The organism is Thalassococcus sp. (assembly GCF_982780845.1).
Genome location: NZ_CEYADA010000016.1, coordinates 77124 through 101055 on the forward strand (window position 1 = coordinate 77124; position 23932 = coordinate 101055).

Annotated in this window: 22 protein-coding genes; 17 read left to right on the forward strand and 5 right to left on the reverse strand. The window is 60.2% G+C overall.

Annotated features, from left to right (window positions below):
* Nucleotides 1-2 precede the first annotated feature (2 nt).
* The 8 genes from AC4FIA_RS15990 to AC4FIA_RS16025 all read left to right on the forward strand — a co-directional run bounded on the left by AC4FIA_RS15990 (nucleotide 3) and on the right by AC4FIA_RS16025 (nucleotide 8314).
* Complete coding sequence (locus tag AC4FIA_RS15990; protein WP_287476232.1) at nucleotides 3-2870, forward strand: monovalent cation/H+ antiporter subunit A; 2868 nt, start codon at nucleotides 3-5, stop codon at nucleotides 2868-2870.
* 1 nt (nucleotide 2871) lies between these two features.
* Nucleotides 2872-3210 carry a Na+/H+ antiporter subunit C gene (locus tag AC4FIA_RS15995; protein WP_287476231.1) on the forward strand — a complete coding sequence of 113 codons (339 nt, stop codon included), beginning with the start codon at nucleotides 2872-2874 and terminating at the stop codon, nucleotides 3208-3210.
* Nucleotides 3207-4823: a monovalent cation/H+ antiporter subunit D gene (locus AC4FIA_RS16000; protein ID WP_490366672.1), complete on the forward strand. Its 1617-nt coding sequence runs from the start codon at nucleotides 3207-3209 to the stop codon at nucleotides 4821-4823. The genes AC4FIA_RS15995 and AC4FIA_RS16000 overlap by 4 nt, the downstream gene beginning before the upstream one ends.
* A gap of 1 nt (nucleotide 4824) precedes the next feature.
* Nucleotides 4825-5328, forward strand: coding sequence for a Na+/H+ antiporter subunit E (locus AC4FIA_RS16005; protein WP_490366673.1), 504 nt, complete (start codon nucleotides 4825-4827; stop codon nucleotides 5326-5328).
* Complete coding sequence (locus tag AC4FIA_RS16010) at nucleotides 5328-5612, forward strand: K+/H+ antiporter subunit F (RefSeq protein ID WP_490366698.1); 285 nt, start codon at nucleotides 5328-5330, stop codon at nucleotides 5610-5612. Before AC4FIA_RS16005 ends, AC4FIA_RS16010 begins: the two co-directional genes overlap by 1 nt.
* A complete protein-coding gene (locus AC4FIA_RS16015) occupies nucleotides 5609-5971 on the forward strand; it encodes a cation:proton antiporter (RefSeq protein WP_490366674.1) in 363 nt (120 codons plus the stop codon). The genes AC4FIA_RS16010 and AC4FIA_RS16015 overlap by 4 nt, the downstream gene beginning before the upstream one ends.
* A gap of 154 nt (nucleotides 5972-6125) precedes the next feature.
* Nucleotides 6126-7079 (forward strand): lipid A-modifier LpxR family protein, encoded by a 954-nt coding sequence (locus AC4FIA_RS16020; protein ID WP_490366675.1) that lies wholly within the window; start codon nucleotides 6126-6128, stop codon nucleotides 7077-7079.
* Between the two features lie 170 nt (nucleotides 7080-7249).
* Entirely contained in the window at nucleotides 7250-8314 is a 1065-nt protein-coding gene (locus AC4FIA_RS16025) for a Hint domain-containing protein (RefSeq protein ID WP_103911274.1), read from the forward strand.
* 41 nt (nucleotides 8315-8355) lie between these two features.
* On the opposite strand, the gene AC4FIA_RS16030 is transcribed toward AC4FIA_RS16025, so the two are convergent.
* Nucleotides 8356-8856, reverse strand: coding sequence for an SH3 domain-containing protein (locus tag AC4FIA_RS16030; protein WP_490366676.1), 501 nt, complete (start codon nucleotides 8854-8856; stop codon nucleotides 8356-8358).
* A gap of 106 nt (nucleotides 8857-8962) precedes the next feature.
* Here AC4FIA_RS16030 and AC4FIA_RS16035 point away from each other — a divergent pair, with 106 nt between their 5' ends.
* The 3 genes from AC4FIA_RS16035 to AC4FIA_RS16045 all read left to right on the forward strand — a co-directional run bounded on the left by AC4FIA_RS16035 (nucleotide 8963) and on the right by AC4FIA_RS16045 (nucleotide 12514).
* Nucleotides 8963-9949, forward strand: coding sequence for a 2-hydroxyacid dehydrogenase (locus AC4FIA_RS16035; RefSeq protein ID WP_287476219.1), 987 nt, complete (start codon nucleotides 8963-8965; stop codon nucleotides 9947-9949).
* Nucleotides 9950-10068: 119 nt separating this feature from the next.
* Nucleotides 10069-11475: an MBOAT family O-acyltransferase gene (locus tag AC4FIA_RS16040; RefSeq protein WP_490366677.1), complete on the forward strand. Its 1407-nt coding sequence runs from the start codon at nucleotides 10069-10071 to the stop codon at nucleotides 11473-11475.
* On the forward strand, nucleotides 11465-12514 hold the full coding sequence (locus tag AC4FIA_RS16045; RefSeq protein ID WP_490366678.1) for an SGNH/GDSL hydrolase family protein: 1050 nt from the start codon (nucleotides 11465-11467) through the stop codon (nucleotides 12512-12514). The genes AC4FIA_RS16040 and AC4FIA_RS16045 overlap by 11 nt, the downstream gene beginning before the upstream one ends.
* Before the next feature lie 98 nt (nucleotides 12515-12612).
* Here AC4FIA_RS16045 and AC4FIA_RS16050 read toward each other — a convergent pair whose 3' ends face one another.
* Entirely contained in the window at nucleotides 12613-14184 is a 1572-nt protein-coding gene (locus AC4FIA_RS16050; RefSeq protein ID WP_490366679.1) for a 2-isopropylmalate synthase, read from the reverse strand.
* 436 nt (nucleotides 14185-14620) lie between these two features.
* On the opposite strand from AC4FIA_RS16050, the gene AC4FIA_RS16055 reads away from it, so the two are divergent.
* The 3 genes from AC4FIA_RS16055 (at nucleotide 14621) to hrpB (ending at nucleotide 19246) form a co-directional block, all read left to right on the forward strand.
* Nucleotides 14621-15808 carry an aspartate aminotransferase family protein gene (locus tag AC4FIA_RS16055; protein WP_490366680.1) on the forward strand — a complete coding sequence of 396 codons (1188 nt, stop codon included), beginning with the start codon at nucleotides 14621-14623 and terminating at the stop codon, nucleotides 15806-15808.
* A 74-nt stretch (nucleotides 15809-15882) separates the two neighbouring features.
* On the forward strand, nucleotides 15883-16809 hold the full coding sequence (gene argF / locus AC4FIA_RS16060) for an ornithine carbamoyltransferase (protein WP_490366681.1): 927 nt from the start codon (nucleotides 15883-15885) through the stop codon (nucleotides 16807-16809).
* Nucleotides 16810-16816: 7 nt separating this feature from the next.
* Nucleotides 16817-19246 carry an ATP-dependent helicase HrpB gene (gene hrpB, locus AC4FIA_RS16065; protein WP_490366682.1) on the forward strand — a complete coding sequence of 810 codons (2430 nt, stop codon included), beginning with the start codon at nucleotides 16817-16819 and terminating at the stop codon, nucleotides 19244-19246.
* Nucleotides 19247-19250: 4 nt separating this feature from the next.
* On the opposite strand, the gene gndA is transcribed toward hrpB, so the two are convergent.
* Nucleotides 19251-20651: an NADP-dependent phosphogluconate dehydrogenase gene (gene gndA, locus AC4FIA_RS16070; RefSeq protein WP_490366683.1), complete on the reverse strand. Its 1401-nt coding sequence runs from the start codon at nucleotides 20649-20651 to the stop codon at nucleotides 19251-19253.
* A 164-nt stretch (nucleotides 20652-20815) separates the two neighbouring features.
* Here gndA and meaB point away from each other — a divergent pair, with 164 nt between their 5' ends.
* Together meaB and rpmB are read left to right on the forward strand one after the other, a co-directional pair.
* Entirely contained in the window at nucleotides 20816-21799 is a 984-nt protein-coding gene (meaB, locus tag AC4FIA_RS16075; protein WP_490366684.1) for a methylmalonyl Co-A mutase-associated GTPase MeaB, read from the forward strand.
* A gap of 130 nt (nucleotides 21800-21929) precedes the next feature.
* Nucleotides 21930-22217, forward strand: a complete 288-nt coding sequence (gene rpmB / locus AC4FIA_RS16080) for a 50S ribosomal protein L28 (RefSeq protein ID WP_490366685.1) — start codon at nucleotides 21930-21932, stop codon at nucleotides 22215-22217.
* Nucleotides 22218-22283: 66 nt separating this feature from the next.
* Here rpmB and AC4FIA_RS16085 read toward each other — a convergent pair whose 3' ends face one another.
* Nucleotides 22284-22976 (reverse strand): NAD-dependent deacylase, encoded by a 693-nt coding sequence (locus tag AC4FIA_RS16085; protein ID WP_490366686.1) that lies wholly within the window; start codon nucleotides 22974-22976, stop codon nucleotides 22284-22286.
* A 62-nt stretch (nucleotides 22977-23038) separates the two neighbouring features.
* Here AC4FIA_RS16085 and AC4FIA_RS16090 point away from each other — a divergent pair, with 62 nt between their 5' ends.
* Nucleotides 23039-23491: a low molecular weight protein-tyrosine-phosphatase gene (locus AC4FIA_RS16090; protein ID WP_490366687.1), complete on the forward strand. Its 453-nt coding sequence runs from the start codon at nucleotides 23039-23041 to the stop codon at nucleotides 23489-23491.
* A gap of 7 nt (nucleotides 23492-23498) precedes the next feature.
* On the opposite strand, the gene AC4FIA_RS16095 is transcribed toward AC4FIA_RS16090, so the two are convergent.
* Nucleotides 23499-23798: a hypothetical protein gene (locus tag AC4FIA_RS16095; RefSeq protein WP_490366688.1), complete on the reverse strand. Its 300-nt coding sequence runs from the start codon at nucleotides 23796-23798 to the stop codon at nucleotides 23499-23501.
* Between the last annotated feature and the right edge of the window lie 134 nt (nucleotides 23799-23932).

Here is a 23932-nt window from a genome sequence, read left to right on the forward strand (position 1 = left end):
CCGTGTCGCTACTTCTAATTGTTGCCCTTCCATTTCTGGGCGCGCTTCTTCCAGGTATTCTGAACTCTGCCGGACGTCAGGCCTGTGCTGGCGGAACGCTTGCGGTCACGCTGACTGCCTTGATCGGGTTGATATCGAACATCCCCGATCTGATGGCCGGAGAGGTGATCACCCAGCGTTTCGAATGGCTTCCTGCCTTGGGGTTGAACGTGACCCTGATGCTGGATCCGCTTGGTGCGTTCTTTGCGGCGCTGATCCTCGGCATCGGGACGCTGATCATCATTTACGGGCGCTATTACCTGTCGCGGAATGACAATATGGGTGAGTTCTTCACCTATCTTTTGCTGTTCCAGGGCGCGATGGTGGGCATCGTTCTGTCCGACAACATCCTGCTGTTGCTGGTGTTTTGGGAACTGACATCTTTGTCATCCTTCCTGCTGATCGGCTATTGGAAACATCTGCCCGAGGGTCGTCAGGGCGCGCGTATGGCGCTGACTGTGACGGGCATGGGCGGTCTGGCGATGATCGGGGGCATGATGATCCTTGGTCAGATCGCAGGGTCGTATGATCTGAGCGTCATTCTGCAGAACCGCGAGGCGATCCAGTCGTCAGACCTGTATGTGCCTGCGCTGATCCTGATCCTGTTGGGCTGTTTCACCAAATCCGCGCAGTTCCCGTTCCACTTCTGGCTGCCGCACGCGATGGCGGCGCCGACACCGGTTTCTGCCTATCTGCACTCAGCCACGATGGTTAAGGCCGGCATCTTCCTTATGGCGCGCATGTGGCCGGTTCTGTCCGGCACGCCCGAATGGTTCTACATCGTGACGACCGCGGGCCTGATCACCATGGTTCTGGGCGCGGTGATTGCGCTGTTCAAACATGACCTGAAGGCGCTTCTGGCGTTTTCGACCGTGTCGCATCTGGGCCTGATCACGATGCTTTTGGGCACAGGTACGGCCTTTGGTGTGCTGACGGCGGTCTTCCACATCCTGAACCACGCGACGTTCAAGGCCGCGCTCTTCATGTCGGCAGGTATTGTCGATCACGAGGCGCACACGCGTGACATCCGCCGCCTTGGCGGTCTGCGTCACCTGATGCCGATCACGGCGGCGATCGCGACTGTCGCGGCGCTGTCGATGGCGGGTATCCCGCTGTTCAACGGCTTCATCTCGAAGGAAATGATGCTGGGGGAAACGCTGGAGACGCAGCTGTTCGGGCCGCATTGGCTGGTGCCTGCGATTGCCACGTTCGGCGCGCTGTTCTCGGCGGCCTATTCCTTCCGCTTTATCGTGCACACCTTCTTTGGACCCAAGCGCGACGATTATCCGGGCCATCCGCATGATCCGAACAAAGGCATGTGGTTCTCGCCCGCGCTGCTGGTGACACTGGTCGTCATCATCGGTGTTGCGCCGTTCCTGGTCGAGCCGCTGGTCAAGTCAGTCGCTGGCGCCGTTCTGGGCGGTGTCTATGCGGTGCCGGACTATCACCTTGCGATCTGGCACGGCTTTAAAACACCGCTGTTCATGTCGATCATTGCGGTTGTTGGCGGTCTGATCCTGTTGGCAATCCACAAAGGTGCGCAGGCGGCATGGGATGCCACCCCGCGCCCCGAGGCCAAGACCATCTTCGAAGGCATCGTCGCGTTCTTCGCGGGCCTTGCGGAAAAGATCACGGCCACCCTGCATGACGGCGCATTCACCCGCTACGCGGCGATCCTGTCGCTGACCATCACCGCGCTGGCGGGGCACGCATGGATGACCGGCAACTCCGGTGGCCGCGTGTTCGAACCGCAGCCCATGACCGAGGTCGCCTTGCTGGGCTGGGTCGCACTGGTCGCGGCGACGTTGTTCCTTGTGTTCAAACACCGTGACCGTCTGGTTGCCCTGATCCTGATGGGGATCATCGGCACGGTGGTATCCGTCGGTTTCGCCTACTTCAGCGCGCCTGACCTTGCGATGACGCAGATCTCGGTCGAGGTGGTGACGATCATCCTGATGCTGCTGGCGCTGAACTTCCTGCCGGATGTGACGCCTGCCGAAAGCAGCGCAGGTCACAAGCTGGGCAATGCGGTTGTTGCCGTGTTGGGCGGTCTGGGTGCCGCGGCGCTAACCTATCATCTGTTGCTGGGCGATTTCGTTCAGAATTCGATCTCGGAATACCATCTGGCGAATTCCTACAAAGGCGGCGGCGGCACCAACGTCGTGAACGTGATCCTCGTTGATTTCCGTGGCTTTGATACCTTCGGTGAAATCATCGTTCTGGGGATTGCGGCGCTGGTTATCTATGCCCTGACCGAAACGCTGCTGAATGGTCCTGTGCGCGCGCGGTTGCTGAACCGTGTGCCGGACAAACCATTGGCGGGCGACCGTCACCCGACGATGATGGTTGTTCTGACACGCATCATGATGCCGGTTGTCCTGCTGGTGGGTGTTTACATCTTCCTGCGCGGTCACAACGAACCGGGTGGCGGCTTTATCGCCGGTCTGGTCGTCGCGATTGCGGTGGTGATGCAGTATATGGCGTCGGGTTTCGCATGGGCGTCTGATCGTCAGCGGTATCCGTACCACGGGATCATTGGCGCAGGTGTTCTGGCAGCGGGCCTGACGGGTATCGGCGCATGGTTCACCGGTCACGAATTCCTGACATCGTCGTTTGGCTACTTCCGCATCCCGCCGATGGAAAAGTTCGAACTGGCCTCGGCCATGGGCTTTGACCTTGGCGTGTTCCTTGCGGTCGTCGGTGCGGTGATGCTGTCGCTTGAAAGCTTCTCGCGTCTGGCGCGCCGTGCGCATGTGCCGGACAGCGATTACCCGATGGATATCGATCCGTCCCGCGAAGAAGAAACTCCCAACCAAGAAGGAGCTGCGTGATATGGAACTGCTTGTCGCAAGTGCAATTGGCATCCTGACAGCCGCAGGGCTGTATCTGGCGATGCGCCTTCGGACCTTTCCGGTCATCATCGGCATGTCGCTTCTGACCTACGCGGTGAACATCTTTCTGTTCGCGTCGGGTGGTCTGACCGTGGGCGCGCCGCCGATCCTGTCGGATGCAGCAACCTACACCGACCCGCTGCCGCAGGCGCTGGTTCTGACTGCGATCGTGATTTCCTTTGGTATGACGGCGGTTGTCGTGGTTATCGCCTTGGGCGCCTATCTGGGGGCCAATGATGATCACGTGAATGATCTGGACGAAAAGGAGGGTCAGGCATGAGCCACTGGATTGCTTTGCCCATCGTCCTTCCGGCGATGTTGGCGGCCTTTATCGTTCTGGTCGCGCGTTTCCATCTGACCATTCAGCGGGTGTTCAACCTTGCCGGCACCACGGCGCTGGTGGCTTTGGCTGCCGGTCTGGCGCGGAATGCCTCTGACGGCACGATCACGCTGTATCAAATGGGCGACTGGGCCGCGCCGTTCGGGATCGTTCTGGTGGGCGACCGCCTGTCGACGATGATGGTTCTGCTGACCGCCGTTCTGGCCTTGTGTGTTCTGCTTTATGCCATCGGCTCTGGCTGGGACAAACGCGGGCAACATTTCCATGCGCTGTTCCAGTTCCAGCTGATGGGCATCATGGGCGCGTTCCTGACAGGCGACTTGTTCAACCTGTTCGTCTTCTTCGAAGTCCTGCTGATCGCCTCTTACGGTTTGATGATCCACGGTGGCGGCACCAAGCGGCTGAAGGCGGGTACGCAGTATGTGCTGTATAACCTGCTGGGCTCGACCCTGTTCCTGTTCGCGCTGGGCGCGCTTTATGCGGAAACCGGTACGTTGAACATGGCCGATCTGGCGAACCGCGTCGCGGCGATCCAGCCCGAGGGCAGCGCAGGCATCCGCGTGGCGGCTGTTCTGCTGATCCTTGTCTTTGCGATCAAGGCGGCGATTGCGCCGATCCACTTCTGGCTGCCGTCTTCCTATGCCGAGGCACCCGGTCCGGTGGCCGCGCTTTTCGCGATCATGACCAAGGTCGGTGCCTATGCGATCATCCGTACCTACACGATGGTCTTCCCGCCCGAGTTGGAGATCACCCAAGGGCTCTTTGACACATGGCTGATGCCGCTGGGTCTGATCGGCCTTGTGGTCGGCATGGTCGGCGTTCTGGGCGCAAAGCAGCTGGATCGTCTGGTGGCCTTCGCGGTCATCGGATCGATGGGCATGCTGACCACGGCTGTGTCGCTGTTCACCGAAACAGGCATCACCGCCGCGCTTTATTATGTCGTTCACTCCACGCTGGCGACCGCTGCGCTGTTCCTGATAGTGGATCAGGTGCGTGAACAGCGGGGCGAGGCGGGGCTGGCGCTGACCGCGAGTAAGCCGATCCAAAGCAACGCGTTGCTGTCGGGCATGTTCTTTGCCGCAGCGATTGCGATGGCCGGTTTGCCGCCGCTGTCCGGCTTTGTCGGCAAGCTTCTGATCTTGGATGCGACCTACACGTCTGACCTGATGGTCTGGGCATGGGCCGTGATCCTTGGCACGTCTTTGATTGCCGTTGTCGGATTTGGTCGTGCAGGCAGCACCGTGTTCTGGAAGGCGCGCCAGGTGGCAGCGTCCGAAGAACCCTCGGACGAGCCGGTCGAACAACCCAAACCGCCGGTTCTGCCGTTCGTGGCCATCGGCCTGCTGATTGCGCTTATCGTGGCGCATACAGTTCTGGCCGGTCCGATCAACCGCTATCTGGCGGCGACCTCGGCCCAGTTGTTTGCGCCGCAGCCCTATATTTCCGAAGTTCTGGAAACACCGGGCAAGGACCTGTCCAAGGCGCATGACAAGGACTACGGCGATAAGAAAGACGACGCCCGCGGCGTAGCAGACGAGAAGGAGGGACACTGATATGGCGCGTTCAGCCCTGCGACGGCTTTTGCCGCACCCTGCATTGACCCTGATCCTTATTCTGGTCTGGGCGATCCTGAACTCTAGCCTCAGCCTTGGGACCATCGTGTTCGGCGCGATCCTTGGCATCCTGATCCCTCAGGCTACCGTGGCCTACTGGCCGGACGTGCCGCGCGGTATCCGCTTTGGCAAACTTGTCAGCTACACGCTGTTGGTGATCTGGGATATTCTGGTGGCCAACGTTCAGGTCGCGTGGATCGTGATGACCAAGTCGAACGCCAAGATGAAATCCACATGGGTCAACATCCCGCTGGATATCAAAACGCCCGAGGCTATCACCATGCTGGCGGGTACCATTACCCTGACACCCGGCACCGTGTCTGCCGATCTGTCGGACGAAGGCCACTGCCTGTTGGTTCACGCGCTGGACGCGGATGATCCGGACGCCGTGCGTGACGATATCAAACAGCGCTACGAGGCCCGCCTGAAGGAGATTTTCGAATGATGTCACCCGAAGTCTTTGCCGACTATGCGTTGATCATCGCCTTTGTGGCGGTGTCGGTCAGCCAGCTTTTGGCGATGGTGCGTCTGGTTATCGGGCCTGGTCCCGGGGACCGTATCCTTGCGCTTGATACCATGGTGATCAACGGCATCGGTCTGATCGTTCTTGTGGGGCTCTATCAGGGCACACAGGTTTATTTCGAAGCGGCGCTGATCTTTGCCATGCTGGGCTTTGTGTCCACCGTGGCCTATGCGCGCTTCTTGCTGCGGGGGGACATCATCGAATGACCGGTTTTGCTGATATTCTGATCGGGCTTAGCCTATTGATCGGGGCGCTGTTCACCATTGTGGGCTCTTTTGGCTTGCTGAAGCTGGATATGCCGATGAAGCGCCTGCATGGTCCGACCAAGGCGGGCACGCTGGGGATTGGTGCGTTGCTGATGGCGGCGATGATCGATTCCTTTCTGAGCGGGCACGGCACCATCCAGCACATCCTGATCATGGCCTTCCTGTTTGTGACCGCGCCCATTTCGGCGCTGTTCATCGCCAAGGTGCATATCCATACCGGCACCTGTCAAAAGCCGCCGCAGCCCAGTGAGGATTCCCAATGGGCGACCAAGGCTGTGGTCGACACGCAGGAAACCTAAGCATCGAAACAAACGCAGGCCCCACATCGGGGCCTGTTGCGTTTGAACGTCGGCTGGTAGATTTTTCCGGCAAAGTTTCCCGTCGGAATGGCGCGGGGTTTGCAGGCGTCGTAGGGTAACAAGTGGACACCCAACGATGAAAAAAGCAGTCACAATGTTCCGACTATTTGCAGGCCAACCTTTCGGCAAAACAGTTCTTTCCCTGATCGCCCTGTTGGTGATCGGTTTGATTGGCATGACGCACAGCGCCTCCGCCCAAGCGCGGGAAAAGCTGGGCTACGGGCTTTTGCTGACCAATGACACGTTGGGTGATTTCGAGGATCGCTGGCAGACAGGGTCCATTACCGCAAGCCGTATCTGGGGGCCTGCGTGGATGGGCGAACTGCCGACCGAGGCTGGCGCCATTCTGGAACTGCGCAGCCATGGTCGGGTGATCGGTCCATCCAACCTTGTGTATTTCAACCCCGACGACCGCCGCTATGCGGGCATCCTGTCCTTCGGTCTGCACACCCATTTTCAGCGGTTCGGGGCGGACATTGCGCTTGGCACCGATCTGGTGATCACCGGACCGCAGACCGGCGTGTCACAGGTGCAGACGGCCATGCACGATATCATGGGGATTAACCCGCCCAGCCAGTCGGTTCTGTCGAACCAGATCGAAAATGGTTTTCATCCGACCTTTGTGGGCGAGGTCGGACGCGGTTACAGCCTTGGGTCTATTGCCGAGGTGCGCCCCTTTGCAGAACTGCGCGTGGGTGACGAAACGTTGGGGCGCGTCGGGTTTGACCTGACGTTCGGCCAATACGGGCAAGGTGGCCTGCTGGTCCGCGACCCTGTGACAGGTCATCGCTACGAGGTGATCCGTGGCGGACAGGACGGCTTTTCGTTCTTGCTGGGAGGTGACCTGACCCAGATGGAAAACAGCATCTATCTTCCCGAGGGTACAGGCCCGGAAATGGAAGAAACCCGCGCCCGTCTGCGGGCAGGGGGCAATTTCCAGCGTGGCAACCTGAGCCTGTTCTACGGCACGTCGTGGTTGCAAGAGGAATTTGAAGGCCAACCCGAGGGTCAGTTTGTGGGCGCAACCCAACTCAAATTCTCATTCTGACTGTATTTCGCGGCTAAGTTGCATGTTTTGTTGTATTTACGCATCACAATTCCTGACCAATTCGTTAATTTTGAGTTAATTGCTTTGCGTTGTCCTTTGATAAATCACTAACTTTTGATATACGTTTAAAAAACAAAAAACGACAAAACAACGAGCAGGCATACAGGCACATGGGGACTGACTATAGGGGCACCTTCGTGGTCTCTTGGTCGCAAACTAGTGTGGATGGGTTGGATGCAGCGCCACTGGCGTCTCTGATTGTTGGGGCTTCCTGGTCCTGGCAAGGGGAACCGGTATGCGTGGATGGCCCGAGTTCCATACTGCGGCTAGAGCAAACCGAAGACATGGTGAAAAACCGGCGCCGTGCGGCACGCATGGTGCATCGACTTGTCGGTGCAGCGCTGGAAAACAAACCGTTCGTCGCGGAACCCGAGACGGACTTCACCCAGATGGACCAACACTTTGTGGTCTCGAACGGGGTGCAAAGTTACACGATCACGCTGATTGATACCGGCAATGGCACGCAGCCTTTGCTGATGTTCGCGGGCGAACAGCCGCCGCGGAATACCGATTTGTGGATCGTGCATCATACGATTGATCAACGCCATTTCCCGTCCGTTGAGGGGCGCACGGGTGGTGTGATCTGTTTCACGCCCGGCACACGGATCATGACCGAATACGGTGAGCGTCCGGTGGAAGACCTGCGTGAAGGCGATCTGGTTCAGACCAAAGACAGCGGCTTGCAGGAAATCCTGTGGACCGGTGCGCGTCGCATGACAGGTGCTCGTCTGTTTGCGATGCCGAAACTGCGTCCCGTGCGTATCCGCGCCGGTGCCTTCGGGATCGGACGGCCCGAGGACGAATTCCTTGTATCGCCGGAGCATCGTCTGATCGTGCGCGGTGCAGTGGCGCAGTCGCTGTTTAACGAACGCGAAGTGCTGGTCGCCGCTAAAGACCTGATCAACGGCGAAACCATCATTCAGGATTCCGCAATGCGCGAGGTGACCTATGTGCACCTGATGCTGCCGAAGCATGAAGTGATCTTTGCCAATGGCGTGGAAACCGAAAGCTTCCATCCGGCCATGGCGTCGCTGTCTTCGCTGGATTCGCACGACCGTACGCGCCTGTTGGATCTGATGCCCAAGCTGTCGGACAACCCTTACAGCTATGGTCAGTCGGCGCGTCGCAACCTGATCACGTCCGAGGCCGCAATCCTGATGCACGAAGCGGGTTAACCACGTCGTCTTTGTTTAACGAGTGACCCGCTTCGGTGTGATTATTCGCGGATTTCATCCGGTTTGACGCCCCAGAACGCGTCTTTCGGGGCCCAGCCGTCATAGCCGCCGGCCTCGACCCTGCACCACGTTGCGGTGCATTCATCCAGCTTTGCGATCACACCCAACGCCAGGCGCGCCGTGACCTGCGACCGTTCATCAGGTTTGGCGTATAGATCCAGCATATCGCGTTCCACGATCACAGTGCGCACACCGCTGAGAAGCGAATAGTGCACCCAGCCGCCCGCGCCATCACGGTCGCGCACGCGGCGCCAGTGTCCGAATTCGGCGGTGATTTCCAGCGGCATGTCGCGGCGCACATAGACCCAATCGATCCGGTGGCTCAGCGATGGGCCGCGACGCACGTTACCCTCGGATGCTTTCATCGACACAAAGCGGGGCAAAGGCAGGTTCGTCACCGACCCGCGCGCATCCTGCGCCGCTGCGGCTACAGGCGCCAGCATCAGGGCGGCGATCAGCCCCAAAGCTTTCACTTTCGTCATCATTTGCTGTCCTGCTCTAGTTTTTCCGGCGGGGTTCTTGTGCCCCGTCCCGACTTAAGACACTCTGCCTTTAAAGCCGTTTCAGGGAAAGCCCGAGGATCTTTAGATGCCATCAAAACGTCTGAGTGTTGTTGTCACGCGACGCCTACCCACACAGGTCGAAACCAGACTAAGCGAATTGTTCAACGTCACATTGCGCGAAGACGATACGCCCATGTCAAAACACGATCTGGTCGAAGCGATGAAAACCGCAGATGTGCTGGTGCCGACGCTGACAGATCACATTGATGCGGGCATGATCGGGCAGGCTGGACCCCAGTTGAAACTGATCGCCAACTACGGCGCTGGTGTGGACCACATCGATGTCGGCACCGCCCGCAACCGCGGCATCATGGTGTCGAACACGCCGGGCGTTGTGACGGATGATACTGCCGATATGGTCATGGCGCTGATTATGGGCGTCACGCGCCGCATTCCCGAAGGGATGGCCGTGATGCAATCGGGTGAATGGGCCGGTTGGGCACCGACCGCGTTTCTGGGCGGGCGCCTGAGTGGGCGTCGTCTGGGTATTCTGGGCATGGGCCGGATCGGCAGCGCGGTGGCCAAGCGTGCGCAGGCCTTCGGCATGCAGATCCACTATCATAACCGCAAACGCTTGCGCCCCGAGGTCGAAGAGTCGCTGGACGCGACCTATTGGGACAGTCTGGACCAGATGGTGGCGCGCATGGACATCGTGTCGATCAACTGCCCGCACACACCATCGACCTTCCATCTGATGAACGCCCGCCGATTGAAGCTGATGAAACCTGACGCCGTGATCGTGAACGCCTCGCGGGGCGAAGTGATCGATGAAAACGCGCTTGGCCGGATGCTTGAGGCCGGTGAACTGGCCGGTGCCGGTCTGGACGTTTACGAACACGGAACCGACGTGAACCCGGCGCTGCGGAATCTGCCCAACGTCGTGTTGCTACCCCACATGGGATCGGCCACACGCGAAGGCCGTCTGGAAATGGGTGAAAAAGTGATCATCAACATCAAAACCTTTGCAGATGGTCACCGTCCGCCGGATCAAGTGCTGGTTTCCATGCTGTGATATTCGGTCACTGTGATGTGAATGCCGCATCATGACGCGTAAATGCCCAGAACGTGCCGTTGTATAGCGCGAATTAGGGTTACACTCTCGCGTTAACAATAAGACGGCAGCAGCAGTAGATGTCTTTCACTTCGTTACCTTTTGCGATTTTCACCCCGCTTTTTCTTTTGGGGTACTTTGCGATCTCGGCGCAGAAGCGACCGGTGCTTTTGGCGTTGGCGTCGATCATTTTCTATACGTGGTACGACCCCAAATATCTACCGCTTCTGGTGGGCTCGGCTGTCATCGACTATGTGGCGGGCCGCAAGATTTACGCCGCAGACCAGCAGCGCGACCGCAAGACGTGGCTGATCCTGTCGATCCTGTTCAATCTGGGTCTGTTGTTCTTCTTCAAATACTGGAACTTCTTTGCCTCCAACGTGCAGGCGGTGACCGGCACGGATATGGTGCTGCACAACCTTGTGCTGCCTTTGGGGATTTCGTTCTACACGCTCCAAACCATGAGCTATACGTTCGACATCTACCGCAAAAAGCTGAAGCCAGAGGAAAGCTTTTTCACGTATTTTCTGTACGTTAGCTTTTTCCCGCAGCTGGTTGCAGGCCCCATTGAACGGGCGGGGCGGCTTATGCCGCAGATCAAGGCACTGCCGATGCCCAGTCGCGATATGTGCGAAAGCGGCATGGTTCTGGTGGCGTGGGGCGTGTTCTGCAAACTGGCTGTGGCCGACAACATCGCGGGCTTTGTGCAATCGGCGCTTTGGACCAGCGAAGGCGGGCTGTTGATGTGGGGCGTGGGGTTCTGCGCCACGGTGCAGGTCTATGCGGATTTTCTGGCTTACACGCTGATCGCGCGCGGGCTGGGACGGATGATGGGGATCACCCTGTCTGAAAACTTCCGCCAGCCGTTTTTTGCCCGCAACCTGACGGGCTTCTGGCAGCGCTGGCATATAACGCTGACCCGCTGGGTGACGGATTACATCCACATTCCCATTGCGCGGCGCTATCCGCAGGAACCGTGGCGGTCTTTGACGGCGATTATGGCGATGGTGATCATCGGATTGTGGCACGGGGCGTCGTGGAACTTTGTGCTGTTCGGTCTGACGCAGGGCATTTTGATGCGTGTGTGGGGGCCGATTTCGGGCGTATTGGCGCATTTGAACGGGCCGGAGTGGCTGGCCAAGATGACAGGACATACGGCGGTTTTGCTGACCTGCTCGATCTCGGCCCCGATGTTTTTCATCACCGACACGCAGCATCTGATCAGCCAGCTTGGCACGATGTTTTCAACCGATCTGGGGATCGGCATTATCGCCGACGGCCAGTATCGCGAAAACTTTGTGGTGGGATTGGGCATGATGGCGTTCTTGTTCCTGAACGACTGGAACGCATGGCGCGGCAACCGCTGGAACATCGAGGCGCTGGCCGAGGTGCCGATGGTGCGTCCGATCCTGATCGGGCTGATCTGTGCTGCGGTGATCCTGCTGGGTAACTTCAACACGCAGGAGTTTATCTACTTTGAGTTTTAAGCGCCTGTTCCTGTGGTTCGTCGCCCTGACGGCCTTTGTTTTTGCGGTTCCCTTTGTCGTGGGTACGGTGTTCGTGCCCAAAGCACAGCGCGTTGAGCCGGTGGACGCCTTTTATGAGGTGGAAGACAGGCTGGACGCGATCACCTTGGGCGCGTCCCATGGTCGGGCAGTCTATTATCCCGCGATGGGGTTGGTTGGGCATTCCCTGAATGAAGATCTGGGGGATATCTGGACCGCTGATCTGAAACTGCGGGCCGCGCTGTCGCGCGTGGAGGGGCTGGACTATGTGTTTATGCCCGTGTCGCCTGCGCTGTTGGATCATGATCACCGGATCACAACGCCGGAAAACTGGTTGATCGAGTCGTCATGGCTGCAAAACACGCCGATGCCCGCCGATGACGCCAACATGAGCTTTGCCGAGCGGGCAAGGATTTTCTTTCACACGCATTTTTCGGTCATGCCGTTTGTGCGCGTGAACCAGATGACCAAAGACGCGATTTCCCAGCTTGTGCGCCGCGCGATGGGGGATGTGGATGACGCAATCGCCGCGCAGGGCTGTGGCGTGCTGCGCAATCCGCTGAGCCACCCACATGAGTTCGGCCAGCGCAACGGGTTTCCGCGCTATCCGATGGCGGCCCATTGTCTGGACAATTCAGGCCAGTTGAACGCATGGGATCACGGGGAACGCGCAAAATCGGCATTGGAACAAGTGCCGGGCATCCGTGATTTCAATCTTTCGCTGCTGCGCACGATGATCGCGGAAACCGAAGCCGCAGGCGCCGAATTCGTGATGTTCGTGGCACCGATGACGGAAACCTATTTCAACGATCCGGTGTTGAACGCGCTTTGGGAAGAGGAACGCCCGCGTATCGAGGTATTGGCCGAGGAAACCGGCGTTGCCTTTTATGATTTCCACGACCTGTTCTGGGGCGCGTACCGCGAGGAAAATCAGGTTTACACGGACGGCAACCACCTGACCCTGGAAGGCGCGCGGCAGTTTTCCGAAGCCTTTGCCGAGGCGTTGGGTCTGGAGCGCTAGGCTTTACCAAAAGGAACGCGGCCCCGATGGGACCGCGTGCTGGTTTATCTCGTCGTTGGCCTTTGGCCGCCTCCTCGGGCGGGTGCCTTTGGCGGGCGTCAGTTAACGTCTTTGTAGCTGACTTCCTTGGCATCCGATCCTTCGGATTTGGAACGGCGCATGATCAGGCGGTTGAGTGCGTTCACATAGGCCTTGGCCGACGCGTAGACCGTGTCTGTGTCGGCGGACTGGCCCGTGGCGATCATGCCGTCTTCTTCCAGACGGACGGTGACGGTGGCCTGTGCATCGGTGCCCTCGGTCACAGCGTGAACCTGATAGAGTTGCAAGCGTGCCTTGTTCGGGTGCAGCATACGGACCGCTTTGAAGGTCGCATCCACCGGACCGTCGCCTTCGGAAACGGCGGTTTCTTCCTTGCCATCGATTTCCATTTCCAGCGTCGCCTCTGCCGGGCCACCTGTGCCGCAGATGACCTTGAGGTTCACGATCTGCAGGCTGTCCGATATGGCATCGGTGTTTGTGGCTGTGACCAGTGCGAGGATGTCTTCGTCGTAGACCTCTTTCTTGCGGTCGGCGAGATCCTTGAACCGCACGAAGATGTCCTTGAGCTGGTTGTCACCCACATCGACGCCCAGCTGGCGCAGTTTGTCACGCAGGGCGGCACGGCCCGAATGTTTGCCCAAGGGCAGGGACGTGCCGGAAAGGCCCACGTCTTCGGGGCGCATGATTTCGAAGGTTTCGGCGTTTTTCAGCATGCCGTCTTGGTGGATGCCGGATTCATGCGCGAAGGCGTTCTTGCCGACGATGGCCTTGTTGAACTGCACGGGGAAGCCCGACACAGCTGCCACGCGACGCGAGATGTGCATGATTTTCTTGGTGTCGATGCCGGTTTCAAAGGGCATGATATCGCCGCGCACCTTGAGGGCCATGACGACCTCTTCCAGTGCGGTGTTACCTGCGCGTTCGCCGAGACCGTTGATCGTACACTCGATCTGGCGTGCGCCGCCTTCGACGGCGGCCAGCGCGTTTGCTGTCGCCATGCCAAGGTCGTTGTGGCAGTGCGTGGCAAAGACCACCTCATCCGCGCCCGGCACCGTTTCGATCAGGCGTTTGATCAGATCGGCGCTTTCGCGCGGGGCGGTGTAGCCAACGGTGTCGGGGATGTTGATCGTGGTGGCACCGGCCTTGATCGCGATTTCGACAACGCGGCAGAGGTAATCCCATTCGGTGCGGGTGGCATCCATCGGCGACCACTGGACGTTGTCACAAAGGTTGCGGGCATGTGTGACCGTTTCTTCGATCTTCACCGCCATTTCGTCCATGGTCAGGTTCGGGATCGCGCGGTGCAGCGGCGATGTGCCGATGAACGTATGGATACGCGGCTGGGCGGCTTTTTTCACGGCCTCATAGCAGCGGTCGATGTCGTTGAAATTGGCGCGCGCCAGACCGCAGATCACGGAGTTCTTAGAACGTTCGGAAATTTCCGACACAGCGCGGAAGTCACCTTCCGAGGCGATCGGAAAGCCTGCCTCGATAATGTCGACGCCCATGTCGTCCAGCAGCTCGGCAATCTCGAGCTTTTCGTCATGTGTCATTGTGGCGCCGGGCGATTGTTCGCCGTCGCGCAGAGTGGTGTCGAAAATAACCACGCGGTCTTTGGTCGTGTCTGTCATGTCAGGTCTCTCTTCTATCTTCTCCTGGGTCCTTGTCCGACGCGTATCCCGGTACTCCTCTGAGCGGCCGCGCCGTTAGGGACGCGCTCAGAGGCGGGTTAGGAGAAGAAGCAGGCCAAGCGTCGCCGCCGCCGAAGGGCGGTGCGAAAGTGCTGTGATATGGCCTTTGATCATCATGGGCGCGACTATACGCAGCATGTTCTGAATGAAAAGACCGAAAACGCGCGCCCACGTCAGGAATCTCTTGCCAGAGGGGGGATCTGCTGCCATAGCGCCGCTTATGAACACCGATCTGATCTTGCGACGAGACATCTAAGTCTCATTTTCCTGCCGAAATGCGGCGGGACGATCCTGTTCACCCCTTTCAAACACTGCAAAACCTTGACTTGCCCCCGTGCCCTTGGCACCAATCGGGCTCTTTTATGAGGATACCACTATGATCCCGTCTATTCTGCCGACCTATAATCGTGCTCCGCTGACGTTCGTCAAAGGCGAAGGAAGCTGGTTGATCGAGGCAGACGGCCGACGTTTTCTGGACCTTGGCGCAGGGATTGCGGTGAACGCGCTGGGTCATGCGCATCCTGAACTGGTTCAGGTGCTGACCGAACAGGCGAACAAGCTGTGGCATGTGTCGAACCTGTACCAGATCCCCGAACAGCAGGCGCTGGCGGACAAGCTGGTGGAGCACACATTTGCCGACACGGTGTTCTTTACCAACTCGGGTACCGAAAGCTGCGAACTGGCCGTGAAAATGGCGCGCAAGTACTGGTACGACAAAGGCGATGAGGGCCGGACCGAGATCGTCACGTTCGGCGGATCGTTCCATGGTCGGTCGTCGGCGGGGATCGCCGCGGCGGGATCCGAGAAGATGGTGAAGGGCTTTGCGCCCCTGCTGCCGGGCTTCACCCATATCGCTTGGGGGGATCACGACGCGACACGCGCGGCGATCACGGATCGCACGGCGGCTGTTCTGATCGAACCCGTTCAGGGGGAAGGCGGCATTCGCCCCGTTCCGGATCAGTGCCTGAAAGGCCTGCGCGATCTGTGCGACGAAACCGGCACGCTTCTGATCTTTGACGAGGTCCAGTGCGGCATGGGCCGGACAGGTAAGCTGTTTGCGCATGAATGGGCCGGTGTGACGCCGGATATCATGATGGTCGCCAAAGGCATCGGCGGTGGCTTCCCGCTGGGTGCCGTGCTGGCAACTGAAAACGCGGCCTCTGGCATGACGGCTGGCACGCATGGATCGACCTATGGCGGCAACCCGCTGGCTTGTGCCGTGGGCGGCAAGGTTATGGATATTATCGCGGACGAAGAATTTCTGGCCGAGGTGAACCGCAAGGCCGGTCATCTGCGCCAGGGGCTTGAAGGGCTGGTCGCGCTGCATCCGCAGGTGTTCGAGGAAGTGCGCGGCAGCGGCCTGATGCTGGGTCTGAAATGCCGTGTGACCAATATGGATGTCGTCAACAAGGCCTATGACAACGAACTGATCACCGTGCCTGCGGCCGACAACGTGGTGCGTCTGTTGCCACCCCTTACGCTGAGCATGGCCGAGATCGACGAAGCGCTGACACGTCTGACCACGGTGGCAACCGCGCTCGCGGCGCAGGGTGCCTCTGCCTGATCTTAATCACATGAATATATTGCGGGGGCGGGCGGTCTGATCGCTGCCTTCGCCAAAGGAAAAGAAACGCTGTTATGAACCATTTTCTGGATATCCATAAAACCGATCCCGCCGATTTGCGGCAGATGATCGAACAGGCCAAAGACATGAAGCAGGCCCGCAACGGTGCGCCCAAGGCGACGCCGGATGCGGAGCAGCCGCTGAAAAACCACATGGTTGCTTTGATCTTTGAAAAACCTTCGACGCGGACGCGCGTGTCGTTCGACGTGGGCGTGCGCCAGATGGGCGGCGAAACCATGGTGCTGTCGGGCAACGACATGCAGCTGGGCCACGGCGAAACCATCGCTGACACGGCCCGTGTTCTGTCGCGCTACGTGGACATGATCATGATCCGGACCTTCGACGAAGCCGTGCTTGAGGAAATGGCTGAATACGCTAGCGTGCCGGTGATCAACGGTCTGACCGACCGCACGCACCCCTGCCAGATCATGGCCGACGTCATGACGTTCGAAGAACACCGTGGCCCCATCGCGGGCAAAAAGGTGGTCTGGGCCGGTGACGGCAACAACGTCTGTGCCTCTTGGTTGCATGCAGCGGGGCAGTTCGGCTGTGACCTGACCTTTACAGGCCCTGTGCAACTGGACCCCGAGATGGAATTCGTGGGCTTTGCCCGCAACAAAGGCGCGCAGATCACCATTGAACGTGATCCGATGAAGGCCGTGGAAAATGCCGATCTGATCATCGCTGACACTTGGGTGTCGATGCATGACGCGCAATCGGCCAAGGAACGTCGCCACAACATGCTGCGCCCCTATCAGGTGAACCGCCAGTTGATGGAGGCCGCCAAGCCCGACGCGCTGTTCATGCACTGTCTGCCCGCCCACCGCGAGGAAGAGGTCACATCCGAAGTCATGGACGGCCCGAACTCGGTCATCTGGGACGAGGCCGAAAACCGCCTGCACGCGCAAAAGGCGGTGATGCGCTGGTGTTTGGGTAAGTGATCGCGACATGCGCCTTCCCATAGAAGACGCATTACCGGACTTGCTGACGGCCCTGCAATCGCGGGGCCGCGCTGTTCTTGAGGCCCCGCCGGGTGCGGGTAAAACCACCCGTGTGCCCTTGGCGATGCTTGAAGCCGGATTGACCGACGGCACAATCCTGATGCTGGAACCCCGCCGTCTGGCCGCCCGTGCCAGCGCCGAACGTATGGCTGATGTGCTGGGCGAAAAGGTGGGGCAGACCGTGGGCTACCGCGTGCGCGGTGAGGCCAAGGTAAGCGCCAACACGCGGATCGAGGTTGTCACCGAAGGCATCCTGACCCGGCGTCTGCAATCCGATCCGGGGTTGGAGGGTGTCGGGGCGGTGATCTTTGACGAATTCCATGAACGGTCTTTGAATGCCGATCTGGGGCTCGCGCTGTGTCTTGAGGTGGCAGGCGCGCTTCGGGACGATCTGTTCCTGTTGGCGATGTCGGCCACGCTGGATGCAGGCCCCTTGGCCGAGCTGATGGACGCCCCGCGCGTCACGTCCGAAGGGCGCAGTTTTCCCGTAGAAACCCGCTGGCTAGATCGCCCCGTGCCCAAGGGCAAATGGTTCGAAGATGCGGTCGCCGATTTGGTCGTCTCCGCCGCCGCAGAAACCGACGGGGGCATTCTGGTGTTCCTGCCGGGTGAAGGCGAAATTCGCAGGGTTGAAGGCAAACTGACCGGCCGTCTGCCAACCGATCACAACATCAGGCCGCTATATGGCGCGATGGATTTCGCCGCCCAACGCGCCGCGATCCGGCCCGAAACCAAGGGCCGTAAGGTGGTGCTGGCCACGTCTATTGCCGAAACCTCGCTGACCATCGAAGACATCCGCGTTGTCATCGACGGTGGCCGCGCGCGTCGTGCGCGTTTCGATCCATCCTCGGGCATGTCGCGTTTGGTGACAGAACGCGTCACACGGGCCGAGGCGACACAGCGGGCTGGCCGCGCGGGCCGCGTGGCGGAAGGCACCTGTTACCGCCTGTGGACCAAGGGCGAAGAAGGGGGCATGCAACCCTTCCCACCCGCCGAAATCGAGGCCGCCGACCTGACCGGTCTTGCGCTAGAGTTGTCGCTTTGGGGGGCGGAGGCCGGTGATCTGCCGTTTCTGACCCAACCGAACGCGGGCGTTCTGGGCGAGGCGCAGGCGTTGCTTCACATGTTGGGGGCGTTGGATGGGCAGGGGCGCATCACTGATCACGGTCGCCAGATCGCCGCGCTGCCGCTGCACCCGCGTCTGGCGCATATGATGGTGCTGGGCGGGGCGGATGCCGCGCCTTTGGCCGCCTTGCTGGCGGATCGTGATCCGTTGCGTGGTGCGCCGTCAGACCTGACGCTGCGCCTGAAGGCACTGGAGGATCTGCGCGCTTTCCGCGACCGGAACCCCTATGACGTAAACCGCCCCGCGCTGGACCGTATCCGCACCGAGGCCAAGCGCCTGCGCGGCAAGACCCCGTCCAAGGGGCTTAGCCCTGCGGAGTTGGCCGCGCTGGCCTATCCCGACCGCGTCGGTCTGCGCCGCAAGGGCGATGCGCCACGGTTCCAGCTGTCAGGCGGCAAGGGCGCGATCTTTGCGCCGGATGATCCTATGGGGGCCAGCCGCCTGATCGTCGCAACCGATCTGGACGGTGACCCGCGTGAAGCCAAGATCAGACAGGCGATTGCCATCAGCGACAGCGAAGTGCGCGGGCTATTTGCCGATCAAATCGCGTGGGAAGACAGCTGCGCGTGGTCCAAACGCGACCGCCGTGTTGTGGCGCGTCAGCAGGAACGGCTGGGGGCCATCGCGCTGGATGATCGCATCTGGAAAGACGCGCCCTCTGATGCCGTGGCCGCCGCCATGCTGGACGGCGTACGTGATCTGGGCCTGTCGCTGTCTGATGCAGCCAAACGCTTCCGCGCCCGCGTGATGCTGGTGCGGGACGCAGGTGGCGATCTGCCGGATATGTCGGACGCGGCCCTGATGGACAGTCTGGACGACTGGCTGCTGCCCCATCTGAACGGTGTGAAAACCGCCGATGACTGGAAGAAGTTCGATCTGCTGCCCGCGCTGCGCGCCATGCTGGATTGGAACCAGATGCAGGCGCTGGACGCCGCCGCCCCTGCGGCGTTCAAAACGCCTTTGGGGCGTGACATCCCGATTGATTATTCCGGCGACGATCCCGAGATTTCGCTGCGCCTACAGGAAATGTTCGGCCAGACGGTGCATCCTGTCGTGGCAAAGCGGCCTTTGCGCGTGACGCTACTGTCACCGGCGGGGCGGCCTGTGCAGACCACGATGGATATCCCGAACTTCTGGGACACCTCCTATGCCGATGTGCGCAAGGACATGCGCGGGCGATATCCGAGACATCCATGGCCGGAAAACCCGCGCGAGGCTGATCCGACGCTTCGTGCGAAACGCCGGACCTAGGCGTTCAATCCCACCAAGGGCCGTGATGCGCGCCCTCGGCGTCCAGCCGTTCAAAGCCGTGACGGCCAAAGAAATCACGCTGCGCCTGAACCACATTCGCCGTCCCGCGCGACTGGCGCATCGTGTCGTACCACGCCAGCGCCGAGGCCAGCGCAGGCACGGGCAGGCCCGCGGCGACGGCCGCACCCACGACCTGACGCAGCGCAGGGATGCCGTCTTGGATCGTGTCGCGGAAAGCAGGGGCCAGCAGCAACTGGCCCTCGGGCGCACCATCGCGGAATGCGGCTGAAATATCGTCCAGCATCTTGGCGCGGATGATACAGCCTGCGCGCCAGATCTCGGCGATGCGGGCGGGATCAAGGTTCCAGTCGTATTCATCCGACGCGGCCTTCAGAATACGGAAGCCTTGGGCGTATTCCAGCACACGGGCCACGCGTAGGGCGGCCTCGATCGTGGTCACGTCCAGATCAAGCGCGCCGCGATCTTCGCCAAAGGCCTTGGCAGCCAGTTCGCGCAACGGCTTTTCCGCCGACCACGCGCGGCCCGCAACGGCGGCTTCGATCATCGTGGCAGATTGGCCCAGCTTCACGGCCTCGATCACCGTCCAGCGGCCTGTGCCTTTCTGACCGGCGCTGTCGCGGATCACATCGACGGCGGGTTTGCCGGTTTCGGGATCGTCATAGCGCAGCACCTTGGCGGTGATTTCCATCAGGTAGCTGCCAAGGGGGCCATCGTTCCACGCGTCGAACTGGTCGGCGACGGCAGGCAGATCCATCCCCAGACCATTGCGCAGAATGTCATAGGTTTCCGCGATCACCTGCATGTCGGCGTATTCGATGCCATTGTGGACGGTCTTCACGAAATGGCCTGCGCCATCGGGGCCAAGGTGATCCACACAAGGCGCGCCGTCGAACTTGGCGGCGATCTTTTCCAGTACTGGCTTTAGTTCAGACCAGCTGTGATCTGTGCCGCCCATCATCATCGACGGGCCGTGCCGCGCGCCTTCTTCACCACCGGAAACCCCCAGACCCACAAAGTGCAGATCGTGTTCGGCCAGACGCGCCGCCCGGGCGCGGGTCGAATGGAAATCGGCGTTGCCCGCATCGATTACGGTGTCGCCCGCCTCCAGCATCGGGATCACATCATCCAGAAACGCATCCATCGGGCCGGTCGAGGGGATCATGGCCAACAGGTTGCGCGGTTTTGGCAGAGCGTCGATCAGCGCCTTCAGGTCGTCCACAGCGGTGATATTATCCGCCAGATCGCCCGCGCGTTCCAGAAATTCGGGAATGACCGAGGCCGTCCGGTTCGACACCGCGATGGCAATTCCTTTGTCTGCCATGTTCAACGCAAGCGCCGCGCCCATGGTGCCCAATCCGTAAATACCGATTTTCGGGTCCGACATGATGAAAAGCTCCTGTTTGAATAACCGTTAGCGCTGACGTGGGTCACAAGGCCGCAGAAGTAAAGGTGTATCGGCGCACAGCTGCCATGCATAAGCCCTTTGGCGACTGGACAAGCCTGTCTCTGCCATGCAGAAAACCCCGAACGGATGGGAGGCCACACACCATGGATATCGACGCCCTAGCCAGCGGAATTCTGGCCAGCGACCGCCGCGCCTTGGCCCGTGGGATCACTCTGGTGGAAAGCGGCCGCGACGATCATCGGCAGATGGCGACCGAGCTTTTGGAAAAGGTGAACGCGCAAAGCGGCGGGAAATCGGCGCTGCGCATCGGTCTGTCGGGCACGCCGGGTGTGGGCAAATCCACCTTTATCGAATCCTTCGGCATGATGCTGATCGAACAGGGGCTGAAGGTTGCTGTTCTGGCGGTTGATCCGTCGTCGGCGCGGTCGGGTGGGTCGATTCTGGGCGACAAAACGCGGATGGACCGCCTGTCGCGCGAAAAGAACGCCTTTATCCGCCCGTCCCCCAGCCAATCCCACCTTGGTGGTGTCGCCCGCCGCACGCGCGAGGCGATTGGCCTGTGCGAGGCATGGGGCTTTGACGTGATCCTTGTGGAAACCGTGGGCGTCGGCCAGTCCGAGACCGTGGTGGCCGAAATGTCCGACCTGTTCCTGCTGCTGTTGGCACCTGCGGGTGGTGACGAATTACAGGGTGTGAAACGTGGCATCATGGAAATGGCCGATATCATTCTGGTCAACAAAGCCGACGGCGACCTGAAGGCCACGGCCACCCGCACCTGTGCCGATTACGCCGGTGCGCTGCGCCTGTTGCGCAAGCGTCCGCAAGATCCCCAAGGCTTCCCCAAGGCGCTGACCGTGTCCGCGCTGGAAGAAAACGGATTGGCGCAGGCGTGGGACGAAATGCAGGCGCTGGCGGACTGGCGGCGTGAAAACGGTCATTGGGACAGCCGCCGCGCGGCACAGGCGCGCTACTGGTTCGAATCAGAGGTGCGCGAAGGATTGCTGTCGCGACTCAGTAAAGAACCGCTAAAAGGCGCGATGCAGGCGCTTTCGCACGATGTAGAACAGGGTGAATTGACCGCTGCAGCCGCTGCAGACAGGTTTCTGAGGACCTACTTGCAAAGCTAGGCGCAGATAGGCTTGACGCGCACATGCTTAGTGCCTAGAGAAGCCCGACGAGATTCCGGGCGCTGCTAATCGGCGCCCTTTGATTTTGGCGGATGGCCGATCATTCGCCCTTAGAGACGAGGAAAAGACCATGTCGCGTGTTTGCGAACTGACCGGTAAGGGCCCGATGGTTGGCAACAATGTCAGCCACGCCAACAACAAGACCAAGCGTCGCTTTCTGCCGAACCTGAACGACGTAACTCTGCAGTCCGAAACACTGGGCCGCGGTATCAAACTGCGTATTTCGGCAGCTGCTCTGCGTACTGTCGATCACCGCGGTGGTCTGGACAAGTTCCTGGCAAGAGCAAAAGACACTGAGCTTTCGGCAACAGCGCTGAAAGTGAAGAAAGAAATCGCCAAGGCACAAGCCGAAGCGTAAGCTTTCTATCCTGTTGGATGCGAAAAGCCCCACCGGAAACGGTCGGGGCTTTTTCTGTTGTCCGGATCACGCCAAAAGGCTGTCGACCCACGCGGGCACGGTTGTGCTGGCAGGGCCGATGATGTGATCGTCGAAATCACGGGCCACATCGCTTGGGTCCAGATTTAGCTCGACCGTCCACGCGCCCGCGTCCTTGGCTTCGCGCACGAATCCCGCCGCCGGATAGACCCGCCCCGATGTGCCGATCGCGGCAAACAGGGTCGCGTCATAGAGGTGATCTATGATGTCATCCATGTGATAGGGCATCTCGCCGAACCAGACGATGTCAGGGCGGCCTGTGGGCGCGTTACAGGCGGGGCAGGGGTGCTGGGCCTGCATCTCCAGCGGAGCGGGCCAGCGGTGGCCGCAGGTGGCGCAGAGCGCCTGATCCAGCTGTCCGTGCATATGAATCACCTTTGCGCCAGCGGCCTCGTGCAGGCCATCGACGTTCTGGGTGATCAGCACGACCTCTCCGTCATAGTCTGCCTGCAACCGTGCCAGCGCGTGATGGGCGGGGTTGGGTTCGGCCTTGGCCCCTTGGGCGCGGCGCATGTTGTAGAAGTCCTGAACCAGCGCGGGGTCGCGGGCAAAGGCCTCGGGCGTGGCGACATCCTCGACGCGATGTTCGTGCCAGAGCCCGTCGGATGCGCGAAATGTCTGAAGCCCGCTTTCGGCAGAAACCCCTGCGCCAGTCAGAATGACGATTTTTCGTTGCACCATCGCTGTTTACCCCCGCCCGCCGCGTGTTAGGTTATGCCCTGTGAACCAGCAAAGGGCATGACATGTCGCACCGTATCCTATTCGTCTGTCTGGGCAACATCTGCCGCTCTCCCAGCGCCGAGGGCGTTTTGCGCGCCAAGGCTGATGGATTGGGCGTGCGGTTAGAGATCGACAGCGCAGGTACCGGCGACTGGCACGTGGGCGAGCCTCCCTATGGCCCGATGCAGGCCGCGGCCAAGGCGCGTGGGTATGACCTGTCGCCATTGCGGGCACGGCAGGTCACGGCGCAGGATTTCCACGACTTCGATCTGATCATCGCGATGGACGACAGCAACCTGTCCAACCTATCCCGCATCCAGCCAGCGGGCGCGCTGGCGACGGTGGCGCTGTTCACCGACTACGCGGCGCATACAGGCGCGGACCATGTGCCAGATCCGTACTACACACGAGATTTCGACGGTTGCCTTGATCTGGTGGAACACTGCGCCGAGGGGCTGCTGGCCGAGTTGGGGTAAGCCGCGATCACAGATGGACCATGGTGATCACCGTGGCCTGTTCGATCCGGTCGGGCGACGCTGGCAGTTTTGCGATTTCACGTAGCACCTTGGCACGGTTTGAGGGCGGCACATGGGCCACGCGCCAGAATCGCGCCAGCGTCGCAGGGTCGTCCAGGTCGTCGATGTGATCGGATAGGAATGCCTTCACCCGATCCCGCTGCGCCTGATAGCCCGCGTTTTCGATGCCGTTTGCCACGGCCCGAACGGGCAGGGTCGGGGGATTGCCCAGATGGCCCGTGTCACAGGCCGCAAGCAGACTGATCAAAGCCAACGCACGCATGGTGCTAAAGGTAAGATCGGTTGCGCCGATCACAAGCTATGTATGCAACATAGCACCATAGATGACGCGCGCGGTGGCGCTTATGCGTTGGAACAGCAGTGCTTTATCTTTACCAAGTC